The organism is Brevundimonas bullata (genome assembly GCF_003350205.1).
Taxonomy (GTDB): domain Bacteria; phylum Pseudomonadota; class Alphaproteobacteria; order Caulobacterales; family Caulobacteraceae; genus Brevundimonas; species Brevundimonas bullata.
In genome coordinates, this window is sequence record NZ_QLLC01000009.1 from 35,765 (window position 1) to 54,630 (window position 18,866).

14 protein-coding genes are annotated in these 18,866 nt (G+C 67.0%); 8 read left to right on the top strand and 6 right to left on the bottom strand.

Annotated features, from left to right (window positions below):
- Positions 1-74 precede the first annotated feature (74 nt).
- A complete protein-coding gene (locus tag DXK21_RS06035) occupies positions 75-647 on the bottom strand; it encodes an OmpA family protein (RefSeq protein ID WP_114816879.1) in 573 nt (190 codons plus the stop codon).
- 348 nt (positions 648-995) lie between these two features.
- On the opposite strand from DXK21_RS06035, the gene DXK21_RS16470 reads away from it, so the two are divergent.
- Positions 996-1,820 carry a hypothetical protein gene (locus DXK21_RS16470; RefSeq protein ID WP_162790587.1) on the top strand — a complete coding sequence of 275 codons (825 nt, stop codon included), beginning with the start codon at positions 996-998 and terminating at the stop codon, positions 1,818-1,820.
- On the opposite strand, the gene DXK21_RS06055 is transcribed toward DXK21_RS16470, so the two are convergent.
- Positions 1,817-2,695 (bottom strand): LysR family transcriptional regulator, encoded by an 879-nt coding sequence (locus DXK21_RS06055; RefSeq protein ID WP_114816882.1) that lies wholly within the window; start codon positions 2,693-2,695, stop codon positions 1,817-1,819. The two genes, DXK21_RS16470 and DXK21_RS06055, sit on opposite strands and share 4 nt — an antisense overlap.
- 103 nt (positions 2,696-2,798) lie before the next feature.
- On the opposite strand from DXK21_RS06055, the gene DXK21_RS06060 reads away from it, so the two are divergent.
- The gene (locus DXK21_RS06060; protein WP_114816883.1) at positions 2,799-4,301 is read left to right on the top strand and encodes a CoA-acylating methylmalonate-semialdehyde dehydrogenase; all 1,503 of its coding nucleotides are present in this window, start codon (positions 2,799-2,801) and stop codon (positions 4,299-4,301) included.
- A gap of 48 nt (positions 4,302-4,349) precedes the next feature.
- Here DXK21_RS06060 and DXK21_RS06065 read toward each other — a convergent pair whose 3' ends face one another.
- Both DXK21_RS06065 and DXK21_RS06070 read right to left on the bottom strand, forming a co-directional pair.
- A complete protein-coding gene (locus tag DXK21_RS06065) occupies positions 4,350-5,045 on the bottom strand; it encodes a TetR/AcrR family transcriptional regulator (RefSeq protein ID WP_114816884.1) in 696 nt (231 codons plus the stop codon).
- Positions 5,042-6,565, bottom strand: coding sequence for a carboxylesterase/lipase family protein (locus tag DXK21_RS06070; RefSeq protein WP_114816885.1), 1,524 nt, complete (start codon positions 6,563-6,565; stop codon positions 5,042-5,044). The genes DXK21_RS06065 and DXK21_RS06070 overlap by 4 nt, the downstream gene beginning before the upstream one ends.
- A 199-nt stretch (positions 6,566-6,764) precedes the next feature.
- On the opposite strand from DXK21_RS06070, the gene DXK21_RS06075 reads away from it, so the two are divergent.
- Positions 6,765-9,005, top strand: coding sequence for a TonB-dependent receptor (locus tag DXK21_RS06075; RefSeq protein WP_162790588.1), 2,241 nt, complete (start codon positions 6,765-6,767; stop codon positions 9,003-9,005).
- Between the two features lie 63 nt (positions 9,006-9,068).
- Here DXK21_RS06075 and DXK21_RS06080 read toward each other — a convergent pair whose 3' ends face one another.
- Positions 9,069-10,523 carry a short-chain fatty acyl-CoA regulator family protein gene (locus DXK21_RS06080; protein WP_245945123.1) on the bottom strand — a complete coding sequence of 485 codons (1,455 nt, stop codon included), beginning with the start codon at positions 10,521-10,523 and terminating at the stop codon, positions 9,069-9,071.
- Positions 10,524-10,609: 86 nt separating this feature from the next.
- Between DXK21_RS06080 and DXK21_RS06085 the strand changes: the two genes are divergently transcribed.
- Positions 10,610-12,145 carry an acyl-CoA carboxylase subunit beta gene (locus tag DXK21_RS06085; RefSeq protein ID WP_114816887.1) on the top strand — a complete coding sequence of 512 codons (1,536 nt, stop codon included), beginning with the start codon at positions 10,610-10,612 and terminating at the stop codon, positions 12,143-12,145.
- A gap of 148 nt (positions 12,146-12,293) precedes the next feature.
- Here the strand turns inward: DXK21_RS06085 and DXK21_RS06090 are convergent, their stop codons facing one another.
- Positions 12,294-12,707 carry a GIY-YIG nuclease family protein gene (locus DXK21_RS06090; protein WP_114816888.1) on the bottom strand — a complete coding sequence of 138 codons (414 nt, stop codon included), beginning with the start codon at positions 12,705-12,707 and terminating at the stop codon, positions 12,294-12,296.
- Positions 12,708-12,850: 143 nt separating this feature from the next.
- Here DXK21_RS06090 and DXK21_RS06095 point away from each other — a divergent pair, with 143 nt between their 5' ends.
- The 4 genes from DXK21_RS06095 to mce are packed head-to-tail and all read left to right on the top strand — an operon-like array spanning position 12,851 to position 18,803.
- Complete coding sequence (locus DXK21_RS06095; protein WP_114816889.1) at positions 12,851-14,827, top strand: acetyl-CoA carboxylase biotin carboxylase subunit; 1,977 nt, start codon at positions 12,851-12,853, stop codon at positions 14,825-14,827.
- Positions 14,828-16,222, top strand: coding sequence for a methylmalonyl-CoA mutase family protein (locus DXK21_RS06100; protein WP_114816890.1), 1,395 nt, complete (start codon positions 14,828-14,830; stop codon positions 16,220-16,222).
- Entirely contained in the window at positions 16,219-18,381 is a 2,163-nt protein-coding gene (gene scpA / locus DXK21_RS06105; RefSeq protein WP_114816891.1) for a methylmalonyl-CoA mutase, read from the top strand. The genes DXK21_RS06100 and scpA overlap by 4 nt, the downstream gene beginning before the upstream one ends.
- Positions 18,381-18,803, top strand: a complete 423-nt coding sequence (gene mce, locus DXK21_RS06110) for a methylmalonyl-CoA epimerase (RefSeq protein ID WP_211305981.1) — start codon at positions 18,381-18,383, stop codon at positions 18,801-18,803. Before scpA ends, mce begins: the two co-directional genes overlap by 1 nt.
- Positions 18,804-18,866: the final 63 nt, after the last annotated feature.

Here is an 18,866-nt window from a genome sequence, read left to right on the forward strand (position 1 = left end):
AGACTGTGCAGGGCGCCATGGGCGCTCCAGCGGGTATTGCGGCGGCGGCCCCGCTGTGAGCCGCCGCCCGTAGGTCAGTTCAGGACGACGATCGCGACGCGACGGTTCTGGGCGCGGCCTTCGCGCGTATTGTTCGGCGCCACCGGCTTGGTCTCGCCATAGGAGATGGTGGCCATGCGGTTCAGGGCGATGCCCTGGTCGCTGAGGAAGCGACGGACGGCTTCGGCGCGGGACTGGCCCAGTTGTTCGTTGGCGCGGGTGTCGCCCGACGAGTCCGTATGGCCCTGGATTTCCAGATAGACGTTGCGGTTCTCGGCCTTCAGGCGCTGGACCAGTTCGGTCAGGCGCTGTTCGGCTTCTGGCGACAGGGCGTCGCGGTTGACCGGGAACTTCACCGAGTCGTCCGACAGCACCACTTCGTACAGGAACTTGCCTTCGGCCAGCTTGTGGGCGGCGTTGGCGCGGGCCAGAGCTTCGCCGGCCGTGCCTTCGACCTGGGTCAGGTGGCTGTCGACGGCGGTCACGCGTTCATCGACCACGGCGACGTTGTCACGCACGAAGCGGTGGCTGGCGCACCCGCTGGCGGCCAGGCCGCCGATCAGCACGAGGCTGGTCACGGCCACCGCTCGAGATGTGAGTTTGATCAAGTTAAGTCTCCTTCGTGCCGGGGCGCTAGTCCCGGATGTGCGTACGCGGAACCCGTTGGAACAGGAACGGCGCGGTAGAGACGCGCAACAAAAGAAAAGGTGCCAGCTTAACCATAGAAAAAGTTCAAATATCTGCGTTTTTTGCCTTCCTCGTGCGTTGTATCTCGAGCGCCATGATCCTGACGCGAGCGACTGATCCTTTCAAATGACGATCTTGAGCGATGAGATCGACTGCGGAATACAGATGGCGAGACGATCTACGGTTGAGTGCCTGAAGCGGCGGGCCTGGTCTGAATGACGAGGCCTGAGGCAGCCGGCCGCGCGCGCAGGCGTCGCGGCGCGCGGGCGATGACGATCGTGATCAGCATCGCCGCGCATCTTCTGGTGTTGGCGCTGATCCTGTCTGCGCCGGTCAAGACGCCGGTCTTCCCGCCTGAGTGGAAGGCCGTGGAGGTCGAACTGGTCGAGCCCTTGCCGCCGCCGCCCGCGCCTGAACCGGCTGAACAGGAGGCCGGGGGCGGCCAGCCCGCCGCCGCCCCGACGCCAGAGCCCAAGCCGTCGCCTGCGCCTACGCCGGTCAAGACCCCCGCCAGGGCCGCGCCTGCGCCGGTCGCCCGCCCCACGCCGCGCCCCAGCCGCCCGACGCCGCGTTCGCCGACGGTGGAGCCGGTGCCTATCACCGCGCCGACGCCCAGCGTCTCCTATGTCTTTCTGGGCGACAGCGCCTTGGCCGGGGCGACGACAGCGGGCGGGGGCTCCGGCGTCGGCAGCGGCGCCGGGACCGGAACGGGCACGGGGTCCGGCAGCGGGTCGGGCTCAGGCTCTGGATCTGGCTCGGGCGGGGTCTGCAACATGGTCGAGCGCCTGCAGAACGCCCTGCGCGACGACCCGCGCATTCGCGCCCGCCTGACCGAGGCCTATCGCGAGTCCGGTGCGCGCGGCCGGGCCATCGTCATCTGGAACGGCGACTGGGTGCTGAGCCCCGGCCAGGAGGGCAAGGGGCTGGCGGGCGTGCGTCAGGCCGTGGCCGTCGTGGTCGGGTTCTCGCCGCGCGAGTGCAAGTCGCAGACGGTGCGCGGCTATGTGGTCGTGACGCTCAGCGACGATCCCGGCGCGCCCAAGCTGGCGCTGGGGACCGGCCAATGGCGCTGGTCGGACCTGCTGGGCCTTTAATAGGGCGACAGACGGTCGGCAGCTGTCTGGCACAGGGTTTTGATCCAGCGCCGCGCCGCCTTCAGCCGCGCCGTGCCGTGGACCTCGCGGTGGGTGCTGAGCCAGAAGCGGCGCTCGATCAGGACGGCGTCAGGCAGTATCCGCGTCAGGCCTTCGGCCAGGAAGCAGGGCAGGACCCCGACGCCGCCACCCGCCGCAATCATGTCTCGCTGCGCCCGGATCGAGGACGAGGCCAGGCGGGGGCGCAGGTTGGGCCGGATCTCGTCCAGATAATGCAGCTCGGGCGCATAGATCAGGTCATCGACATAGCCGACGATGTCGAAGCGGGGCAGGTCGTCCACGCTGTCGGGCGCGCCATGTCGGGCGACGTGTTCGGGCGCGGCGTAGAGCGCCAGTTGATAGGGCGTCAGCGGCTCGACGATCAAGCGCGGGCTGGCGGCGGGGCTGAGGGTGATGGCCATGTCCACCTCGCGGCGGCTGGGCGACAGGAAGCCTGAACTGGCGGCCAGTTCGATGTTCAGCCCCGGGTGCGCCGCCAGCAGGGCGGGCAGTGCGGGGGCCAGGACGGCGCCGCCGAAACCTTCCGAGGCGCTGATCCGCACCGTGCCGGCGATCAGGTCGGGCCGCGTCACCCGCTCGGCGGCCTCCATGGCGCTCTCGGCGTCCAGCGCCGTCTCCAGTAGTTGCGCGCCCGCCGCCGTCAGCAGCAGCCCAGACGCCGAGCGCACCACCAAGGTCGACTTCAGGGCCGTCTCCAGCCGCGCCACGCGCCGCCCGACCGTGGCCGCGTCTATGCCCAGCCGATGGGCTGCGGTCGCCAGCGAACCCGCCCGCGCGGCGGCGATGAAGATGCGAACGTCGTCCCAGTCGAACATTGCACGAATGCACAGCATAGGATGCAAGATTGCAATGGGTAGTCTCGCGGCGGTCTGCTAGGCCATGCTGGAACGAATAACGACATCACAGGGAAACGCCTCCATGCGCGACATTCGCCACTTAATCGACGGTGCGGCCTTCGACGGCGCATCGGGCCGTTTCGGCGACGTGTTCAACCCCAACACCGGCGAGGTTCAGGCCCGCGTCCAGCTGGCGACCGTCAGCGAAATGGACCGCGCGGTTCAGGCCGCCCAGGCCGCCTTCGAGGGTTGGTCGAGCACCAATCCGCAGCGCCGCGCCCGCGTCATGTTCGAGTTCAAGCGCCTGGTCGAGGCCAATATGAACGAGCTGGCCGAGCTGCTGTCCTCGGAACACGGCAAGGTCATCGCCGACTCCAAGGGCGATATCCAGCGCGGCCTGGAAGTCATCGAGTTCGCCTGCGGCATCCCGCACGCGCTGAAGGGCGAATACACGCAGGGCGCCGGTCCGGGCATCGACGTCTATTCCATGCGTCAGCCCCTGGGCGTGGTGGCGGGCATCACCCCGTTCAACTTCCCCGGCATGATCCCGATGTGGATGTTCGGCATGGCGATCGCCGCCGGCAACACCTTCATCCTGAAGCCGTCGGAGCGTGATCCGTCGCTGCCGGTGCGTCTGGGCGAACTGATGATGGAAGCGGGCGCGCCCAAGGGCGTCCTGAACGTCGTCCACGGCGACAAGGTGGCGGTCGACGCCATACTGACCCACCCCGACATCCACGCCGTCAGCTTCGTCGGCTCGTCCGACATCGCTCACTACGTCTATCAGATGGGCGCCCAGCACGGGAAACGCGTCCAGGCCATGGGCGGCGCCAAGAACCACGGCATCGTCCTGCCCGACGCCGACATGGATCAGGTGATCAAGGACCTGACCGGCGCGGCCTATGGCTCGGCAGGCGAGCGCTGCATGGCCCTGCCGGTCGTTGTGCCGGTCGGTCAGCGCACGGCGGACGAACTGCGCGAGCGTCTGGTCTCGGAAATCCCCAACCTGCGCGTCGGCGTCTCGACCGACGCCGAGGCCCACTACGGCCCCGTCGTCACCCAGACCCACAAGGACAAGGTCCTGGGCTGGATCAACAAGGGCGTGGAAGAAGGCGCCGAACTGGTCGTCGATGGCCGCGAGTTCAGCCTGCAAGGCCACGAGAAGGGCTTCTTCATCGGCCCGTCGCTGTTCGACCACGTCAAGCCCGAGATGGAATCCTACAAGGAAGAGATCTTCGGCCCGGTGCTGCAGATCATGCGCGCCGCCAGCTTCGAGGAGGCGCTGAGCCTGCCGTCCAAGCACCAGTACGGAAACGGCGTCGCCATCTTCACCCAGAACGGCCGCGCGGCCCGCGACTTCGCCGCCCGGGTCAACGTCGGCATGGTCGGCATCAACGTGCCGATCCCGGTGCCGGTGGCCTATCACTCGTTCGGGGGCTGGAAGCGCTCGGCGTTTGGCGACATCAACCAGCACGGCATGGAAGGTCTGCGCTTCTGGACCAAGACCAAGACCGTCACCGCCCGCTGGCCTGATAGCGAACTGGAACACGCGGACAGCTCCTTCGTCATTCCGACGATGGGCTGATGAGACCGGAACCCGACCTCAGATCTTGAGGTCGGGTTTTTCTTTGGGTTAGCGCCGGATGGCCTCGAAGCCGCCGGTGAAGACGGCCTCCATGGCGTCGCAGATGGCGCCCATTTCTGAGGACTTGCACAGGCCGCCGGACAGGACGTCGATACGGCCGGTCTGGGCCAGCGACAGGGTCAGCGACCCCGACAGCAGGTGATAGAACCAGTAGATCTGACGCGGCGGCGTTTCGGGCGCGATGCGTCTCAGCACGCCGATGAAGCGTTCGATCACCGGGTCGAAATGCTTGTGCATGGTGTCGCCGCCCCAGACCGGGGTGTTGTTCACCTGGGCCACCAGGGCGGCATAGTTCAGCCAGGCCGGATCGCCGTTGTCGAACAGGACGAACAGGGGGCGCAGGAAGGCGTCGATGGCGCCGCGCACGGTCATGGCGTCGCCGTGCTCGGCCTCATACTGGTCCAGACTATCGAGGCGCAGCCTGTTCACCACCTCGGCGCGGCGCCCGAAGACGGTCGAGAACAGCCGGTTCTTGTCGTCGAAATAATAGTGCAGCAGGGCCGTATCGACCCCCGCCTCCTTGGCCACGGCCTTCAGGGTGACGCCGTGCAGGCCGTCGCGCGCGAACAGGGCCTCGGCCACATCGAGGATACGGGTCGTCGTCTCCTCGCGGCGCTGGGCCTTGGGCTTGGGCGGCGCCTTGGCTTTGGCCTTGGCGCGCGGCTTGGTCTCGGTCGTGGTCATTTACGCAGTCTAGACGAGAACAGGGTTCGCAGGCGATCACGCGCCCGCAGCAGCAGGATCAGCAGCTTCCCCTTGCGCCCGTGGTGGTCCAGCGCCGCCTTCCACCAGCCGCGCTTCACCTCGCCGCCGGGCGTGTCGTTGAACACCATCCAGGCGTCGTCGGCGGGGACATAGGCGGGCCAGTCGGCGCCGGGGACGCCGCTCCTGGCGAAAGCGACCCAGCGGGCGTGCATGGCGGCGCTGATCGCGCGGTCGGCCTCTGTCGCGGGCGGGGCGCCGTCGGGGCGGCGGTCCAGGGTCTCGAAGACGTGGAAGATTTCCGCCGCATGACTGGCGCGCGGCATGGTTTCGCGCCGGGCCTCTTCGACATAGTCGAAGGCGTAGAGCCAGGCCTTCGACCGGCGCGGACGCGAGGCGACCCAGCGCGCCGGTGCGGCGAAGGCGAAGTCACGGAAGCCGAGGCGGATCAGTTGCTCCTCGTGGCCGTTCGCCTCGGGATAGAGGGCGGCCAGTTTGGCGTTCGGTTTGATCAGCTGGCCGAAACGCTTCAGCCCGCCGCCGTAGTTGAGCAGGGAATCTTCGCCGCTGTTGACCCCGATCATCAGCGGCACGTCGGCGAAGTCGCCGCGCGCGAAGGCGCTGATCGGGTCGCGGTCCAGCAACCGACCGTCGATGACCGGCCCGAAGGCGCCCTCAATCGCTGTCAGATGCTCGGGCGCGAGAGCGCGCAGGGCGGCGGCGTCAGGGTGGGTCAGGCCCAGCGCGGTCGCCGCCGTTGCGCCGCGCTCGTGCGCGGTCTTCAGCGGCGTGGCCGGCAGCCAGCCGCCGCCGGACTGGACAGCAGCCTTGTGGAACAGGCCGCGCGCCCGCCTGGCCGTCATCAGGGCCAGGATGTCCAGCCCCCCGGCGGACTCTCCGAACAGGGTGACGTTGGCCGGATCGCCGCCGAAGGCGCTGATGTGATCACGCACCCATTCCAGCGCCGCGATCTGATCCAGCAGGGCCTGATTGCCCAGCGGTTCGTCGGGCGCGGCCTCGGCCGTCAGCGCCGGGTGGGCGAAGAAGCCGAGCTGGCCCAGCCTATAGTTGACGCTGACCAGCACCACCCCGTCGCCGGCGAAGGCCGCGCCGTCGTAGAAGGGCAGGGAGCCCGCCCCCATGCGGTTCGATCCGCCGTGCAGCCAGACCATGACCGGCGCCGGTCCGCTCGTCTCGGCGGGCGCCCAGACATTCAGGGTCAGGCAGTCTTCGCCGGTCGGTTCCGGCGCGCCGCCGATGGCGACGATGTCGGCCACGTCGGCGGGACCGGCCTGAAGGGCGGAGGGACCGAATTCCGCCGCTTCGCGCACGCCGTCCCAGGCCGGAAACGGTCGCGGCGCCCGCCAGCGCAGCTCGTCCACCGGGGCGGCGGCGTAGGGCACGCCGCGAAACACGTTCGCCGATCCTTCGCGACGCCCGCGCAGGTCGCCGGACAGCGTGTGCGCGACAGGCGCGGTCGCGGCCAGATTGATCTGATCCATAATTCCGTCCCTTGAGGCGCGATCTTCGCCGCGCTCGTTCACTTGAGAATGAACAACGCTCGCCCGGCTGTCGAGCCGCTACGTGAAACTTCATTCATGCAAGAATGAATGATGTTGACAGCGGGGCCATTCACGGACCACCGTCTGGCCAACACAGATCAGCGGCGACCAAACGACCGCGCGTGGAGAGGAAACGAGAATGCGAACGACAGGACAGTTGCGTCTGGCGCTGATGACCAGCGTCTTCATCACGGCCTCGCTGTGCGCAGCGCCGAGCTTCGCCCAGCAGGCGGAGACCGAACAGGCCTCCAGCATCGACGACATCGTCGTCACCGCCCGTCGCCGTGAAGAGTCGTTGAAGGACGTGCCGGTCGCCGTCACCGCCGTCAGCGCCGAGCGTCTGGAACAGACCGGCGCCGCCGACATCACCACCCTGCAACAGCAGACCCCGAACGCCACGGTCCAGATCGCGCGCGGCACCAACTCGACCCTGACCAGCTTCATCCGCGGCGTCGGCCAGCAGGACCCGCTGTGGGGCTTCGAGCCCGGCGTCGGCCTCTATGTCGACGATGTCTATGTGGCCCGTCCGCAGGGCGCGGTGCTGGACATCTTCGACATCGAGCGTCTGGAGGTCCTGCGCGGGCCGCAGGGCACGTTTTATGGCCGCAACACCATTGGCGGCGCAATCAAGTACGTGACCAAGCGCTTGGGGCAGGACCCGGAGCTGACGCTGAAGGGCGCCTATGGCAGCTATAATCAGGTCGACCTGATCGCCTCGGGCTCGACGCCCCTGACCGACACCCTGCGCATCGGCGGCGCGGTCGCCCGCTATACGCGCGACGGCTATGGCACGAACCTGACCACGGGCGCGGAGCACTACAACAAGGACGTCACGGCGGGTCGTCTGAGTGTCGAATGGACGCCGACCGACGACCTCTTCTTCCGCCTGGCCGGCGACATGACGGAGGACGAGTCCAACGCCCGTCATGGCTATCGCCTGAAGGCGCCGATGACCGACGGCATCTATGACACCCGCGCCGGCATCGGCGACGAGGGCTATGTGCGCACGCGCGGCCTGTCCTTCACCGGCGAGTGGAACGTCAACGACGCTGTGACGCTGAAGTCGGTCACGGCCTGGCGTGACGGCGACACCAAGGGCGACGGCATCGACTTCGACGGCCTGCCTGAACCGTACCTGGACATCCCCGGTTACTACGCCGACAGCCAGTTCACGCAGGAATTCCAGCTGCTGTTCCAGGGCGAGCGCTGGCAGGGCGTGGCGGGCGTCTTCTACATGGACGCCTCGGCCGAGGGTGCGTTCGACACCGTCCTTGGAAAAAACGTGTCGCAGGTCTCGCCGGGCGTCTTTGTTCCCTTCCCTGTGACCACATATACCGGCGGCAAGGTGGACACCGAGAGTTTCGCCGTCTTCGCCGACTTCAGCTACGATCTGACGGACCAGCTGTCGCTGTCGGTCGGCGGTCGCTGGACCAGGGACAAGAAGAGCGTCGACCAACTTCGCCAAAACTATATGGGCGTCAAGAGCCCGTTCTTCGGCAACAGCACGGCCGTCCCGCTGGGCGCGCCGCTGACCGATTACACCAACTCGGACACCTATTCGGAGTTCACCCCGCGCATCAGCGCCAGCTACAAGTTCACGCCGCAACTGACCGGCTACGCTTCCTACGGGCGCGGCTTCAAGTCGGGCGGCTTCGACATGCGCGGCGACGCCAAGCTCTATCCCGACACCGTCAAAGGCTATCAGCCGGAACTGGTCGACACCTATGAAATCGGCCTGAAGGGCTCGCTGCTGGACCGTCGCATCAACTTCGCCACGGCCCTGTTCAAGTCGGACTACACCGACCAGCAGATCACCTCGCAGTTCTTCATCCCGCCGGATTCGGTCGTCAGCTTCGTCGACAATGCGGGTTCCAGCGAGATCTGGGGCTGGGAGCTGGAGGCCAGCGCGCGCGTCACCGACAACTTCATTCCGCGCCTGACGCTCGGCTACCTGGACGCCAAGTTCAACGACTTCGTCACCTTCAATCGTGCGACGGGGCTGCGGGAGAACATGGCCGACAAGCGAGACTTCCAGAACACGCCTGACTGGACCGCCAATATCGCGCTGCCCTACAGCCTTGATCTGGGTGATCGGGGCTCGCTGATCTTCACGCCGATGGCTTCGTATCGTGGGGCGACCCAGATGTTCGAGGAGGCCATTCCCCTGCTCGATCAGGGGTCGTACTGGCTCTATGACGCCACCCTGATGTGGACCGCGCCAGACGCCCGCTATCGGGTCAGCCTGGCGGGCCGCAATCTGTCTGATGAACGCTATCGCGCCGGCGGCTACAACTTCCCGCTGCCGGTCACCGGGGATTCCGTCATCGGCTTCTACGGCGCGCCGCGCACCGTGACGCTGAGCGTGACCGCCAACTTCTAGGGTTTCCAGCCCCGGATAAACTGAAGCCCCGCCGGTCCGCCCGGCGGGGTTTTCTTTTGAGCCTCAGCTGAGGGTGTAGGGGATGACGCCGCGCTCGTTTTCCGGCACGCGCAGGGTCCGGTCGATGGGCGGGAAGGCCCGCTGGGCGCAGTCGGTGCGCTCGCATATGCGGCAGCTGACGCCCATGCGCGTCGGCGGGCCGTTCAGGTCGAGGCCGGCCGCATAGACCAGCTGATCCGCGTGTTCGATCTCGCAGCCGAGGCCCAGGGCGTAGCGACGGTCGGGTTCCAGGTAGGAGCCGCCCGGCTTGGACACGCTCTTGGCGATGCAGATGTAGCGTGAGCCGTCCGGCATCTCCGACAGGTTGACCAGGATGCGGTCCGGCGCGCCGAAGGCCTCATGCACGTTCCACAGCGGGCAGGCGCCGCCGAAGCGGGCGAACTGGAACCGGGTGGCGCTGTGCCGCTTGGTGATGTTTCCGGCCATGTCCACCCGCGCAAAGTAGAAGGGCACGCCGCGCCAGCCTGGACGCTGCAATGTCGAAAGCCGGTGGCAGACCTGCTCGAAGCTGACGTGGAAGCGGTTCCGCAGCCGGTCCACGTCGTGACGCAGTTCGCGCGCCGCCTCGAGGAAACGGCGATAGGGCAGCAGCAGGGCCCCCGCCGCATAGTTGGCCAGACCCACACGGCAGACGTCGCGCGCGGCGGGAATGTCGAAGGCGGCGCGGTCCAGCTCATGCTCGATCAGGTCGTGGAAACGCAGCAGGACCAGCTGATGCGCCATCAAAAAGGATCGCGTCGCGCCGGGCAGGCTGGCGTCGATATAGAGGATGCGCGCCGCCGGATCGAAGCGCCGCATGGCCCCGCGCCCTTCGCCTGTGGCCAGGCGCACGCCGCACAGGTCGTTCAGCGCCGCCTCAAGATCGCGCTCCGGGTGGCCGCCCGCGCCCAGCCCCAGCTGCTCGGCCAGCGCCTCCGCCGCCTGATCCAGAACGTCGATGTAGTTGTCGCGATAGTGGAAGAAGTCGCGCACGGCTTCGTAGGGCAGGGCAGGCGCCGCTTGCGCCCGCTCGTCGCGACCCAGGGTCTCGTTCAGCGTCTTCAGCCGCTCGTCCAGGCGTCGATAGTCCTGATGCAGGGCCAGGAACTGACGCGCCAGTCGCGGCGTCGTCGTCACCGCCTGCTTCAGCTCGACGGCGGACGGGGCCTCGGCGTGACCGGCCACGTCGGTCACGGCCTCGCGCAGATCGGCAATCAGGCGGGCGTCGCCGTCCAGATCGAACAGGCTGGCGTCCACGTCGAAGGCCCGCGTCAGGGCGATCAGAACCCGCGCCGTCGCCGGGCGTTGATTGGTCTCGATCTGCGACAGGTAGGAAGGCGACAGGGCCAGCCGCCCGGCGCAGGCTTCCAGCGTCCAGCCGCGCGCCTCGCGCAGCTTGCGCACCTTGGCCCCGAGGTAGAGTTTTTCCGCCATCGCAACTTTGCAAAACAGCCCGTCGACCTTGGCAGGCTTACGCACTTACGCCCCTTTTGCAAAGTTGCGATTGCCTTTTTGCAACGAAGCGTCTCAGTGATCACCAAAGATTACAGGGAGCAGCCCAAACCATGAGCCAGGCCATCCTCGAGGAGCTTGAACGCCGTCGCGCCGCCGCCAAACTGGGCGGCGGTGAAAAGCGCATCGCCTCCCAGCACGCCAAGGGCAAGCTGACCGCGCGCGAACGGATCGAAGTCCTGTTGGACGAAGGCAGCTTCGAAGAGACCGACATGTTCGTGGAGCATCGCAGCCACGACTTCGGCATGGATCAGCAGCGCATCCCCGGCGACGGCGTCGTCACCGGGCGCGGCACCATCGGCGGGCGTCTGGTCTATGTCTTCTCCAAGGACTTCACCGTCTTCGGCGGCTCGCTGTCGGGCGCCCATGCGGCCAAGATCGTCAAGATCCAGAAGATGGCCCTGACGGCGGGCGCGCCGATCATCGGCCTGTTCGATGCGGGCGGCGCGCGGATTCAGGAGGGCGTGGAAAGCCTGGCCGGTTACGCCGACATCTTCCTGCAGAACACGCTGGCTTCCGGCGTCATTCCGCAGATCTCGGTCATCATGGGTCCGTGCGCGGGCGGCGACGTCTATTCGCCCGCCATCACCGACTTCATCTTCATGGTGAAGGACACGTCCTACATGTACGTGACCGGCCCGGACGTGGTGAAGACCGTCACCAACGAGGTGGTCAGCCACGAGGACCTGGGCGGCGCCCGCGTTCACGCCGGCAAGTCGGGGGTCGCCGACGGCGCCTTCGAGAATGATCTGGAGGCCCTGTCCGAGGTTCGCCGCCTGATCGGCTTCCTGCCCCTGTCGAACCGCGAAAAGCCGCCGGTGCGCGACAGCTACGACGAGCCGGATCGCGACGAGGCGTCGCTCGACACCCTGATCCCGACCAATCCGAACCAGCCCTACGACATGAAGGAGCTGATCCTGAAGATGGTCGACGAGGCCGACTTCTTCGAGATCGGCGCCGACTTCGCCCGGAACATCATCTGCGGCTTCGGTCGTCTGGACGGCCAGAGCGTCGGCATCGTCGCCAACCAGCCTCAGGTTCTGGCGGGCGTGCTGGATATCGATTCCAGCCGCAAGGCAGCGCGCTTCGTCCGCTTCTGCGACGCCTTCCACATTCCGCTGGTGACGCTGGTGGACGTGCCGGGCTTCATGCCGGGGACCAAGCAGGAGTACGGCGCCCTGATCAAGCACGGCGCCAAGCTGCTGTTCGCCTATGCCGAGGCCACCGTGCCCAAGCTGACGGTCATCACGCGCAAGGCCTATGGCGGCGCCTATGACGTCATGAGCTCCAAGCACCTGCGCGGCGACGTCAACTACGCCTGGCCCACCGCCGAGATCGCCGTCATGGGCGCCAAGGGCGCGGTCGAGATCATCTTCCGCAAGGAAGCCGGCGATCCCGAGGCCCTGGCGGCGCGCGAGGCCGAGTACAAGGCACGCTTCGCCAACCCCTTCGTGGCGGCGGGCCTGGGCTACATCGACGACGTCATCATGCCCCACGGCACACGCCGTCGCCTGATCAAGGCCCTGCGCACGCTGAAGAACAAGACCCAGGAAAATCCCTGGAAGAAGCACGACAACATCCCGTTGTAGGTTGATCGTGGCTGCTTTCCGCACACACTCAGCGTCATCCTCGGGCTTGTCCCGAGGATCCAGAGACTCCATCGGTGGCGTTTCTGCGGCGACGTCGCGTGTCTGGATCCTAGGCACAAGGCCTAGGATGACGGAAGGAAGTGGACGCTCAGTCTTCGTCCGTTCGCCAGTTCTTCGGCAGCGGTCGCAAGTCAGGTGCGGCCTGTTCGGCGGGCGTCCAGTCGCGATAGGCCTCAACGTTCGGCGCCGACTCGGCTCCGCCCGTCACCAGCGCCGGATACAAGTCGGACCAGTCGGGATTCATCCGCTCGATCAGATTGGTCTTCCAGTCGCGGGGATAGCGTTTCAGCGACTTCTCCCGCTGGATCGCATCCACGATGCTTTCGTGGGCTTCGTACCAGACCAGGCGCTTCAACCCGTATCGTCGGGTGAAGCCTTCGACGACGCCCCGCCGATGCTGATCGGTTCGCAGGATCAGGTCGCTGCTCACGCCGATGTAGATCGCCCCGTGCATCCGGTTCGCCATCATGTAGACGCCGATCAGACCGTCTCGATTGACCATTCCCCATACCCCCTTTCACCGTCACCCTCGCCCTTGTGGCGAGGGTCCAGATCCGCCGACGTGAATGAACAGTCGGCCTCGCGTATCTGGATCCTAGGCACAGGGCCTAGGATGACGAAAGCAAACGCCTTCAGGATCTGACCATGTTCTCCAAAATTCTCATCGCCAACCGGGGCGAGATCGCGGTTCGCATCATCAAGACCTGCCGCAAGATGGGCATCAAGACGGTGCTCGTTTACTCGGACGCGGACGCCGGTTCGCTGGCCTGCGAGATGGCCGACGAGACCATCCACATCGGGCCGTCGCCCGCCGCCCAGTCCTATCTGATCCAGGACAAGATCGTGGACGCGGTGCGCCAGTCGGGCGCCGAGGCGGTCCACCCCGGCTTTGGCTTCCTGTCGGAAAACCCGGTGTTCGCGCGTCGTCTGGAGGCCGAGGGCATCACCTTCATCGGCCCGAATCCGCACGCCATCGAGGCCATGGGCGACAAGATCACGTCCAAGAAGTTCGCGGCTGAAGCGGGCGTCTCGACCGTGCCGGGCCACATGGGCCTGATTGAATCGACCGAAGAGGCGGTGAAGATCGCCAATGAGATCGGCTATCCGGTCATGATCAAGGCCAGCGCCGGCGGCGGTGGCAAGGGCATCCGCGTCGCCCATTCCGACGCCGACATGGCCGAGGGCTTTGCGGCCGTGAAGGCCGAGGCCCTGACCGCGTTTGGCGACGACCGGGTCTTCCTTGAGAAATTCATCGTCAATCCGCGCCACATCGAGATTCAGGTGCTGGGCGACAAGCACGGCAACATCGTCTCGCTGTTCGACCGCGAGTGCTCGATCCAGCGCCGCAACCAGAAGGTCATCGAAGAGGCGCCGTCGCCCCTGCTGGACGACGCGACGCGCAAGGCCATGGGCGATCAGGCCATCGCCCTGGCGCGCGCCGTGAACTACGACTCGGCTGGTACGGTCGAGTTCGTGGCGGGGCAGGACCGCAGCTTCTACTTCCTGGAAATGAACACCCGTCTGCAGGTCGAGCATCCGGTCACGGAGCTGATCACCGGCGTCGATCTGGTCGAGCAGATGATCCGTTCGGCAGCGGGCGAGACCATGGGCTTCAAGCAGGAAGACCTGTCGATCAACGGCTGGGCCATCGAGAGCCGCATCTACGCCGAGGACCCCTATCGCGGCTTCCTGCCGTCGATCGGCCGTCTGGTGCGCTATGAGCAGCCCGAGGAAGGCGATCAGGGGGACTACACCGTCCGCAATGATTCCGGCGTCCGCGAGGGCGACGAGATCAGCATGTTCTACGATCCCATGATCGCCAAGCTATGTTCCTGGGGCGAGACGCGCGACGCCGCCGTCACCGGCATGGCCCGCGCGCTGGAGGACACCCACCTGTCGGGCGTCGGCCACAACGTGCCCTTCCTGTCAGCGGTGATGGATCAGGAGCGCTTCAAGTCCGGGCAGCTGTCGACCAGCTACATCAAGGACGAGTTCCCCGACGGCTTCCGCGGTCTGGAACCCAGCGAAGAGCAAAAGGACATCTTCATCACCGTGGCGGCGGCGATGAACGAGGTCCTGGCCGAGCAGGCGGGCGATCCCTCGGAACGCACCGACTGGACCGTCCTGATCGGGCGTGAGGGTCACGAGGTGTCGTTGTCGTACGATGAGGCCGAGGATCTGGTCATTTCGCTGGATGATCGCGACCTGACCCTGTCGGAAATCGACTGGCGTCCGGGCATGGCCCAGTTCCGCGCCGTGCTGGACGACGAACCCTTCACCGCCGAGGTCAAGCGCGCGCCCGACGGCTTCGACATTCGTCACCGGGCGGCCAAGGCCCGCGTCCGCGTCCTGACGCCCAGCACCGCCGCCATGTATCAGCGCCTGCCGGAAAAGGTCGCCGCCGACACGTCGAAACTGGTGCTGTCGCCCATGCCGGGTCTGGTCGTCGACATCCCCGTGACCGTGGGTCAGGAGGTCAAGTCGGGCGAGACCGTCGCCATCATCGAAGCCATGAAGATGCAGAACATCCTCAAGGCCGAGCACGACGGCGTGGTGAAGGCGGTCGGCGCCAAGGCGGGCGATCCGGTCGCCGCCGACGATGTGCTGGTGGAGTTTGCGTAGATGACGACCTTTCCCACGCCGAGCCCGCTGGAGTGGCGGGAACAGGCCGAGAAGGCGCTGAAGGGGCGGGCGATCGAAAGCCTGCTGCACCTCGACGCCGACGGCCTGATCATCCGGCCGCTCTATGCCGACGCGACCGGGGTGCAGGCGCTTCGTGCGCCGCGCACGACGGACGCCGAGGGGCGGGCGTGGGACCTGCGCACACTGGTCGAGGGCGACGAGGCGGCGGCGGTCAACGCCGCCGTCCTGACCGACCTTGAAAACGGCGCCGCCTCGGTGGTGCTGAAGGGCGCGTTCACGACGGACGAGACGGCGCTGGCCGCCGCCCTCGAGGGCGTGGCTCTGGAACTGGCGCCGGTGGCGCTGGACGCAGGCTTTGACGGGGTGAAGGCCGCCGAGGCTCTGGCGGCCGTGGCCAAGGGTTCGCCCCGCGCCCAGCTGCAGTTCCACCTGGACCCCATCTCGGCCTTTGCCGAAGTCGGGCCCGAATCTGGGAAAGGCGAGATCGACGCCGCCGTGACCGAGGCCGCTGAGGCCGCCGCGCGTCTGGCCGGGACCTATCCTGAGGCCAGGCTCTTCCTCGCCTCAGGCCGTGTGGTGCATGAGGCCGGCGGTTCGGCGGGGCAGGAACTGGCCTTCGCCGCCGCCAGCGCCGTCGCCTACGTCAAGGCCGCCGTCCTGGCCGGCCTGACCACCGAACAGGCGCTGAAGGGCGTGGTGCTGGGCGTCTCGGTCGACGCTGAATATTTCGACGCCCTGGCCAAGGTCCGGGCGATGCGTCTGATCTGGGCCAGTGTCTCCAAGGCCTTTGGCCATGAGACCCCCGCCATCATCGAGGCCCGTTCGTCGCGGCGGATGCTGTCGGCGCGCGATCCCTGGCCCAACCTGCTGCGTCTGACCGCCGCCGGGTTTGCCGGCGCCGTCGGCGGCGCCGACGTGGTGGTGCTGGACGCCTTCACCCGCGCCGAGGGCCGCCCCGACGCCTTCGCCCGGCGTCAGGCCCGCAACACCCAGCTGGTGCTGATGGAAGAGGCCAATCTGGGCCGGGTGGATGATCCCGCCGCCGGCTCCTGGTTCCTGGACAGCCGCACCCGCGATCTGGCCGAGGCGGGCTGGAAGGAGTTCCAGTCGATCGAAGCCGAAGGCGGCGTGGTCGACGCCCTGAAGCACCACCTGATCCAGCCGCGCGTCGAACGCGCGCGCGGCCAGCTGGAGGCCGCGCTGAAGGACGGCGCCCGCCAAATGGTCGGCGTCACCAAATACGTCGACCCCGATCCGCGCCCGGCCCCTGTCGAGGCCGCCGATCCCGCCTTCGTCCCGGTGCGCCACGGCGCCCTGACCCCGGTGCGCTTCGCCGCGCCGTTTGAGATCGCGTCCGAGGAGGCCGCCCAGTGAGCACCTTCCCCGACTTCACCAAGGTCGAACTCGACCTGACCACGACCGGCGTCGGACCCACGCGCGATCCCTGGCTGACGCCCGAGGGGCTGACGGTCCAGACGGCCTATGGTCCCGAGGCGCTGGACGGTCTGGACGCCATCCACGGCCTGCCGGGCTTTGCCCCCTATATGCGCGGCCCCTATCCGACCATGTACGCGGGCAATCCGTGGACGATCCGCCAGTACGCGGGCTTCTCGACCGCCGAGGAATCCAACGCCTTCTATCGCCGCAACCTGGCGGCGGGTCAGAAGGGTCTGTCCATCGCCTTCGATCTGGCTACGCACCGGGGCTATGACAGCGACCATCCCAGGGTAAAGGGCGACGTCGGCATGGCCGGCGTGGCCATCGACAGCATTCTGGATATGCGGACCCTGTTCGACGGCATCCCGCTGGATCAGATGTCGGTGTCCATGACCATGAATGGCGCCGTCCTGCCGATCCTGGCTCTCTATGTCGTCGCCGCAGAAGAACAGGGCGTGCCGCACGCGGCCCTGACCGGAACCATTCAGAATGACATTCTGAAGGAGTTCATGGTCCGCAACACCTACATCTATCCGCCGGCGCCCTCGATGCGGATCATCTCGGACATCTTCGCCTGGACCGCGCAGGAGACGCCGAAGTTCAACTCGATCTCCATCAGCGGCTATCACATGCAGGAGGCCGGGGCCTCGGCCGAGATCGAGCTGGCCTACACGCTGTCGGACGGTCTGGAATACATCAAGGCGGGCGTGGACGCGGGCATGGACGTGGATAGGTTCGCGCCGCGCCTCAGCTTCTTCTGGGCCATTGGCATGAACTACTTCATGGAGGTGGCCAAGATGCGGGCCGGCCGCCTGTTGTGGGCCGAAAAGGTCGCCGAGACGTTCTCGCCCAAGGATCAGCGCTCGCTGTCGCTGCGGACCCACTGCCAGACCTCGGGATGGAGCCTGGCGGCCCAGGACGTGTTCAACAACGTGCCCCGCACCATGGTCGAGGCCATGGCGGCGGCGGGCGGTCAGACCCAGAGCCTGCACACCAACGCCCTGGACGAAGCGCTTGCCCTGCCGACCGACTTCTCGGCCCGGATCGCGCGCAACACCCAGATCCTGCTGCAGATGGAGACGGGCCTGACCCGCACCATCGACCCCTGGGGCGGCAGCTTCTACGTCGAGCGCCTGACCCACGATCTGGCTGAGCGCGCCCGCGCCCTGATGGCCGAGGTCGAGGCGGCGGGCGGCATGGCCAAGGCCATTGAGGCCGGCATCCCCAAGCTGCGCATCGAAGAGGCGGCGGCCAAGACCCAGGCCCGCATCGACACCGGCAAGCAGACCGTGGTCGGCGTGAACCGCTATCTGAACGATACGCCCGACGACATTCCGATGCTGAAGGTCGACAACGCCGCCGTTCTGACCGCCCAGATCGAGAAGCTGAAGCGCCTGCGCGCCGAGCGTGATCAGGCCGCGACCGATGCGGCTCTGGAAGCTCTGACGGCTGGCGCGCGCGGAAACGCCAACCTGCTGGAACTGGCGGTTCAGGCCGCCCGCGCCAAGGCCACGGTGGGCGAGATTTCTGACGCTCTGGAGGCCGCCTTTGGGCGTCACGTCGCCACGGTGAAGACCGTCTCGGGCGTCTATGGCAAGGAGGCGGGCAATGATCCCAAGGTCGCCCGCGCCCGCGACATGGTCGCGACCTTCGTCGAAAACGACGGCGGCCCGCCGCGCATCCTGATCGCCAAGCTGGGTCAGGACGGCCACGACCGGGGCCAGAAGGTCGTCGCCACCGGATACGGCGACATCGGTTTCGACGTTACCGCCGGGTCTCTGTTCCAGACGCCTGCCGAGGCCGCCAGGGACGCGGTCGAGAAGAACGTCCACGCGGTCGGCGCCTCTTCGCTGGCGGCGGGGCACCTGACGCTGGTTCCCGAACTGCGCGCCGAACTGGCCAAGCTGGGTCGTGAGGACATCATGATCGTGGTCGGCGGCGTCATCCCGCCGTCGGACGTGCAGCCCCTGTTGGATATGGGCGCCGCCGCCGTCTATCCGCCCGGCTCGGTCATCGCCGAGACGGCGGCAGACCTGATCGAAAAGCTGAACCAGCGTCTGGGCTATGCCCAGCCGGCCCCTGCGGAGACGAAGTGATGATCGGCGCCCTGAACCACGTCGGCGTCGCCACGCCGTCGATCGCGGACTCGATCAAGCTGTATCGTGACATCCTGGGCGCGACCAAGATCGGCGAGCCGTTCGACCTGCCGGCCCAGGGGGTGAAGGTCTGCTTCATCGACACCCCCACGGCCCAGATCGAACTGATCGAGCCCTATGACGAGACCAGCCCCATCACCGGCTTCCTGGCCAAGAACCCCAAGGGCGGCCAGCACCACGTCTGCTTCGAGGTGGCCGACATCCACGACGCCATTGCTCAGGTGCGCGCCAAGGGCGTGACCATCCTGGGCACGGGCGAACCGCGCATCGGCGCCCACGGCACGCCGGTCGTCTTCCTGCATCCCAAGGAGATGGGCGGGGTCCTGATCGAGCTGATGGAAACGCCGAAAGAGGCGCACTGAAGTCAAAAGGCCCGGTCGATGACCGGGCCTTTTTTCTTGGCTGCGATCCGGCCCTTTGCCGTC

Excerpts from the sequence above, each read along its gene's own strand:
- DXK21_RS16470 (WP_162790587.1), top strand. The coding sequence starts at position 996 with ATGACGATCGTGATCAGCATCGCCGCGCATCTTCTGGTGTTGGCGCTG.
- DXK21_RS06055 (WP_114816882.1), bottom strand. The coding sequence starts at position 2,695 with ATGTTCGACTGGGACGACGTTCGCATCTTCATCGCCGCCGCGCGGGCG.
- DXK21_RS06060 (WP_114816883.1), top strand. The coding sequence starts at position 2,799 with ATGCGCGACATTCGCCACTTAATCGACGGTGCGGCCTTCGACGGCGCA.
- DXK21_RS06065 (WP_114816884.1), bottom strand. The coding sequence starts at position 5,045 with ATGACCACGACCGAGACCAAGCCGCGCGCCAAGGCCAAAGCCAAGGCG.
- DXK21_RS06070 (WP_114816885.1), bottom strand. The coding sequence starts at position 6,565 with ATGGATCAGATCAATCTGGCCGCGACCGCGCCTGTCGCGCACACGCTG.
- DXK21_RS06075 (WP_162790588.1), top strand. The coding sequence starts at position 6,765 with ATGCGAACGACAGGACAGTTGCGTCTGGCGCTGATGACCAGCGTCTTC.
- DXK21_RS06085 (WP_114816887.1), top strand. The coding sequence starts at position 10,610 with ATGAGCCAGGCCATCCTCGAGGAGCTTGAACGCCGTCGCGCCGCCGCC.
- DXK21_RS06090 (WP_114816888.1), bottom strand. The coding sequence starts at position 12,707 with ATGGTCAATCGAGACGGTCTGATCGGCGTCTACATGATGGCGAACCGG.
- DXK21_RS06095 (WP_114816889.1), top strand. The coding sequence starts at position 12,851 with ATGTTCTCCAAAATTCTCATCGCCAACCGGGGCGAGATCGCGGTTCGC.
- DXK21_RS06100 (WP_114816890.1), top strand. The coding sequence starts at position 14,828 with ATGACGACCTTTCCCACGCCGAGCCCGCTGGAGTGGCGGGAACAGGCC.
- mce (WP_211305981.1), top strand. The coding sequence starts at position 18,381 with ATGATCGGCGCCCTGAACCACGTCGGCGTCGCCACGCCGTCGATCGCG.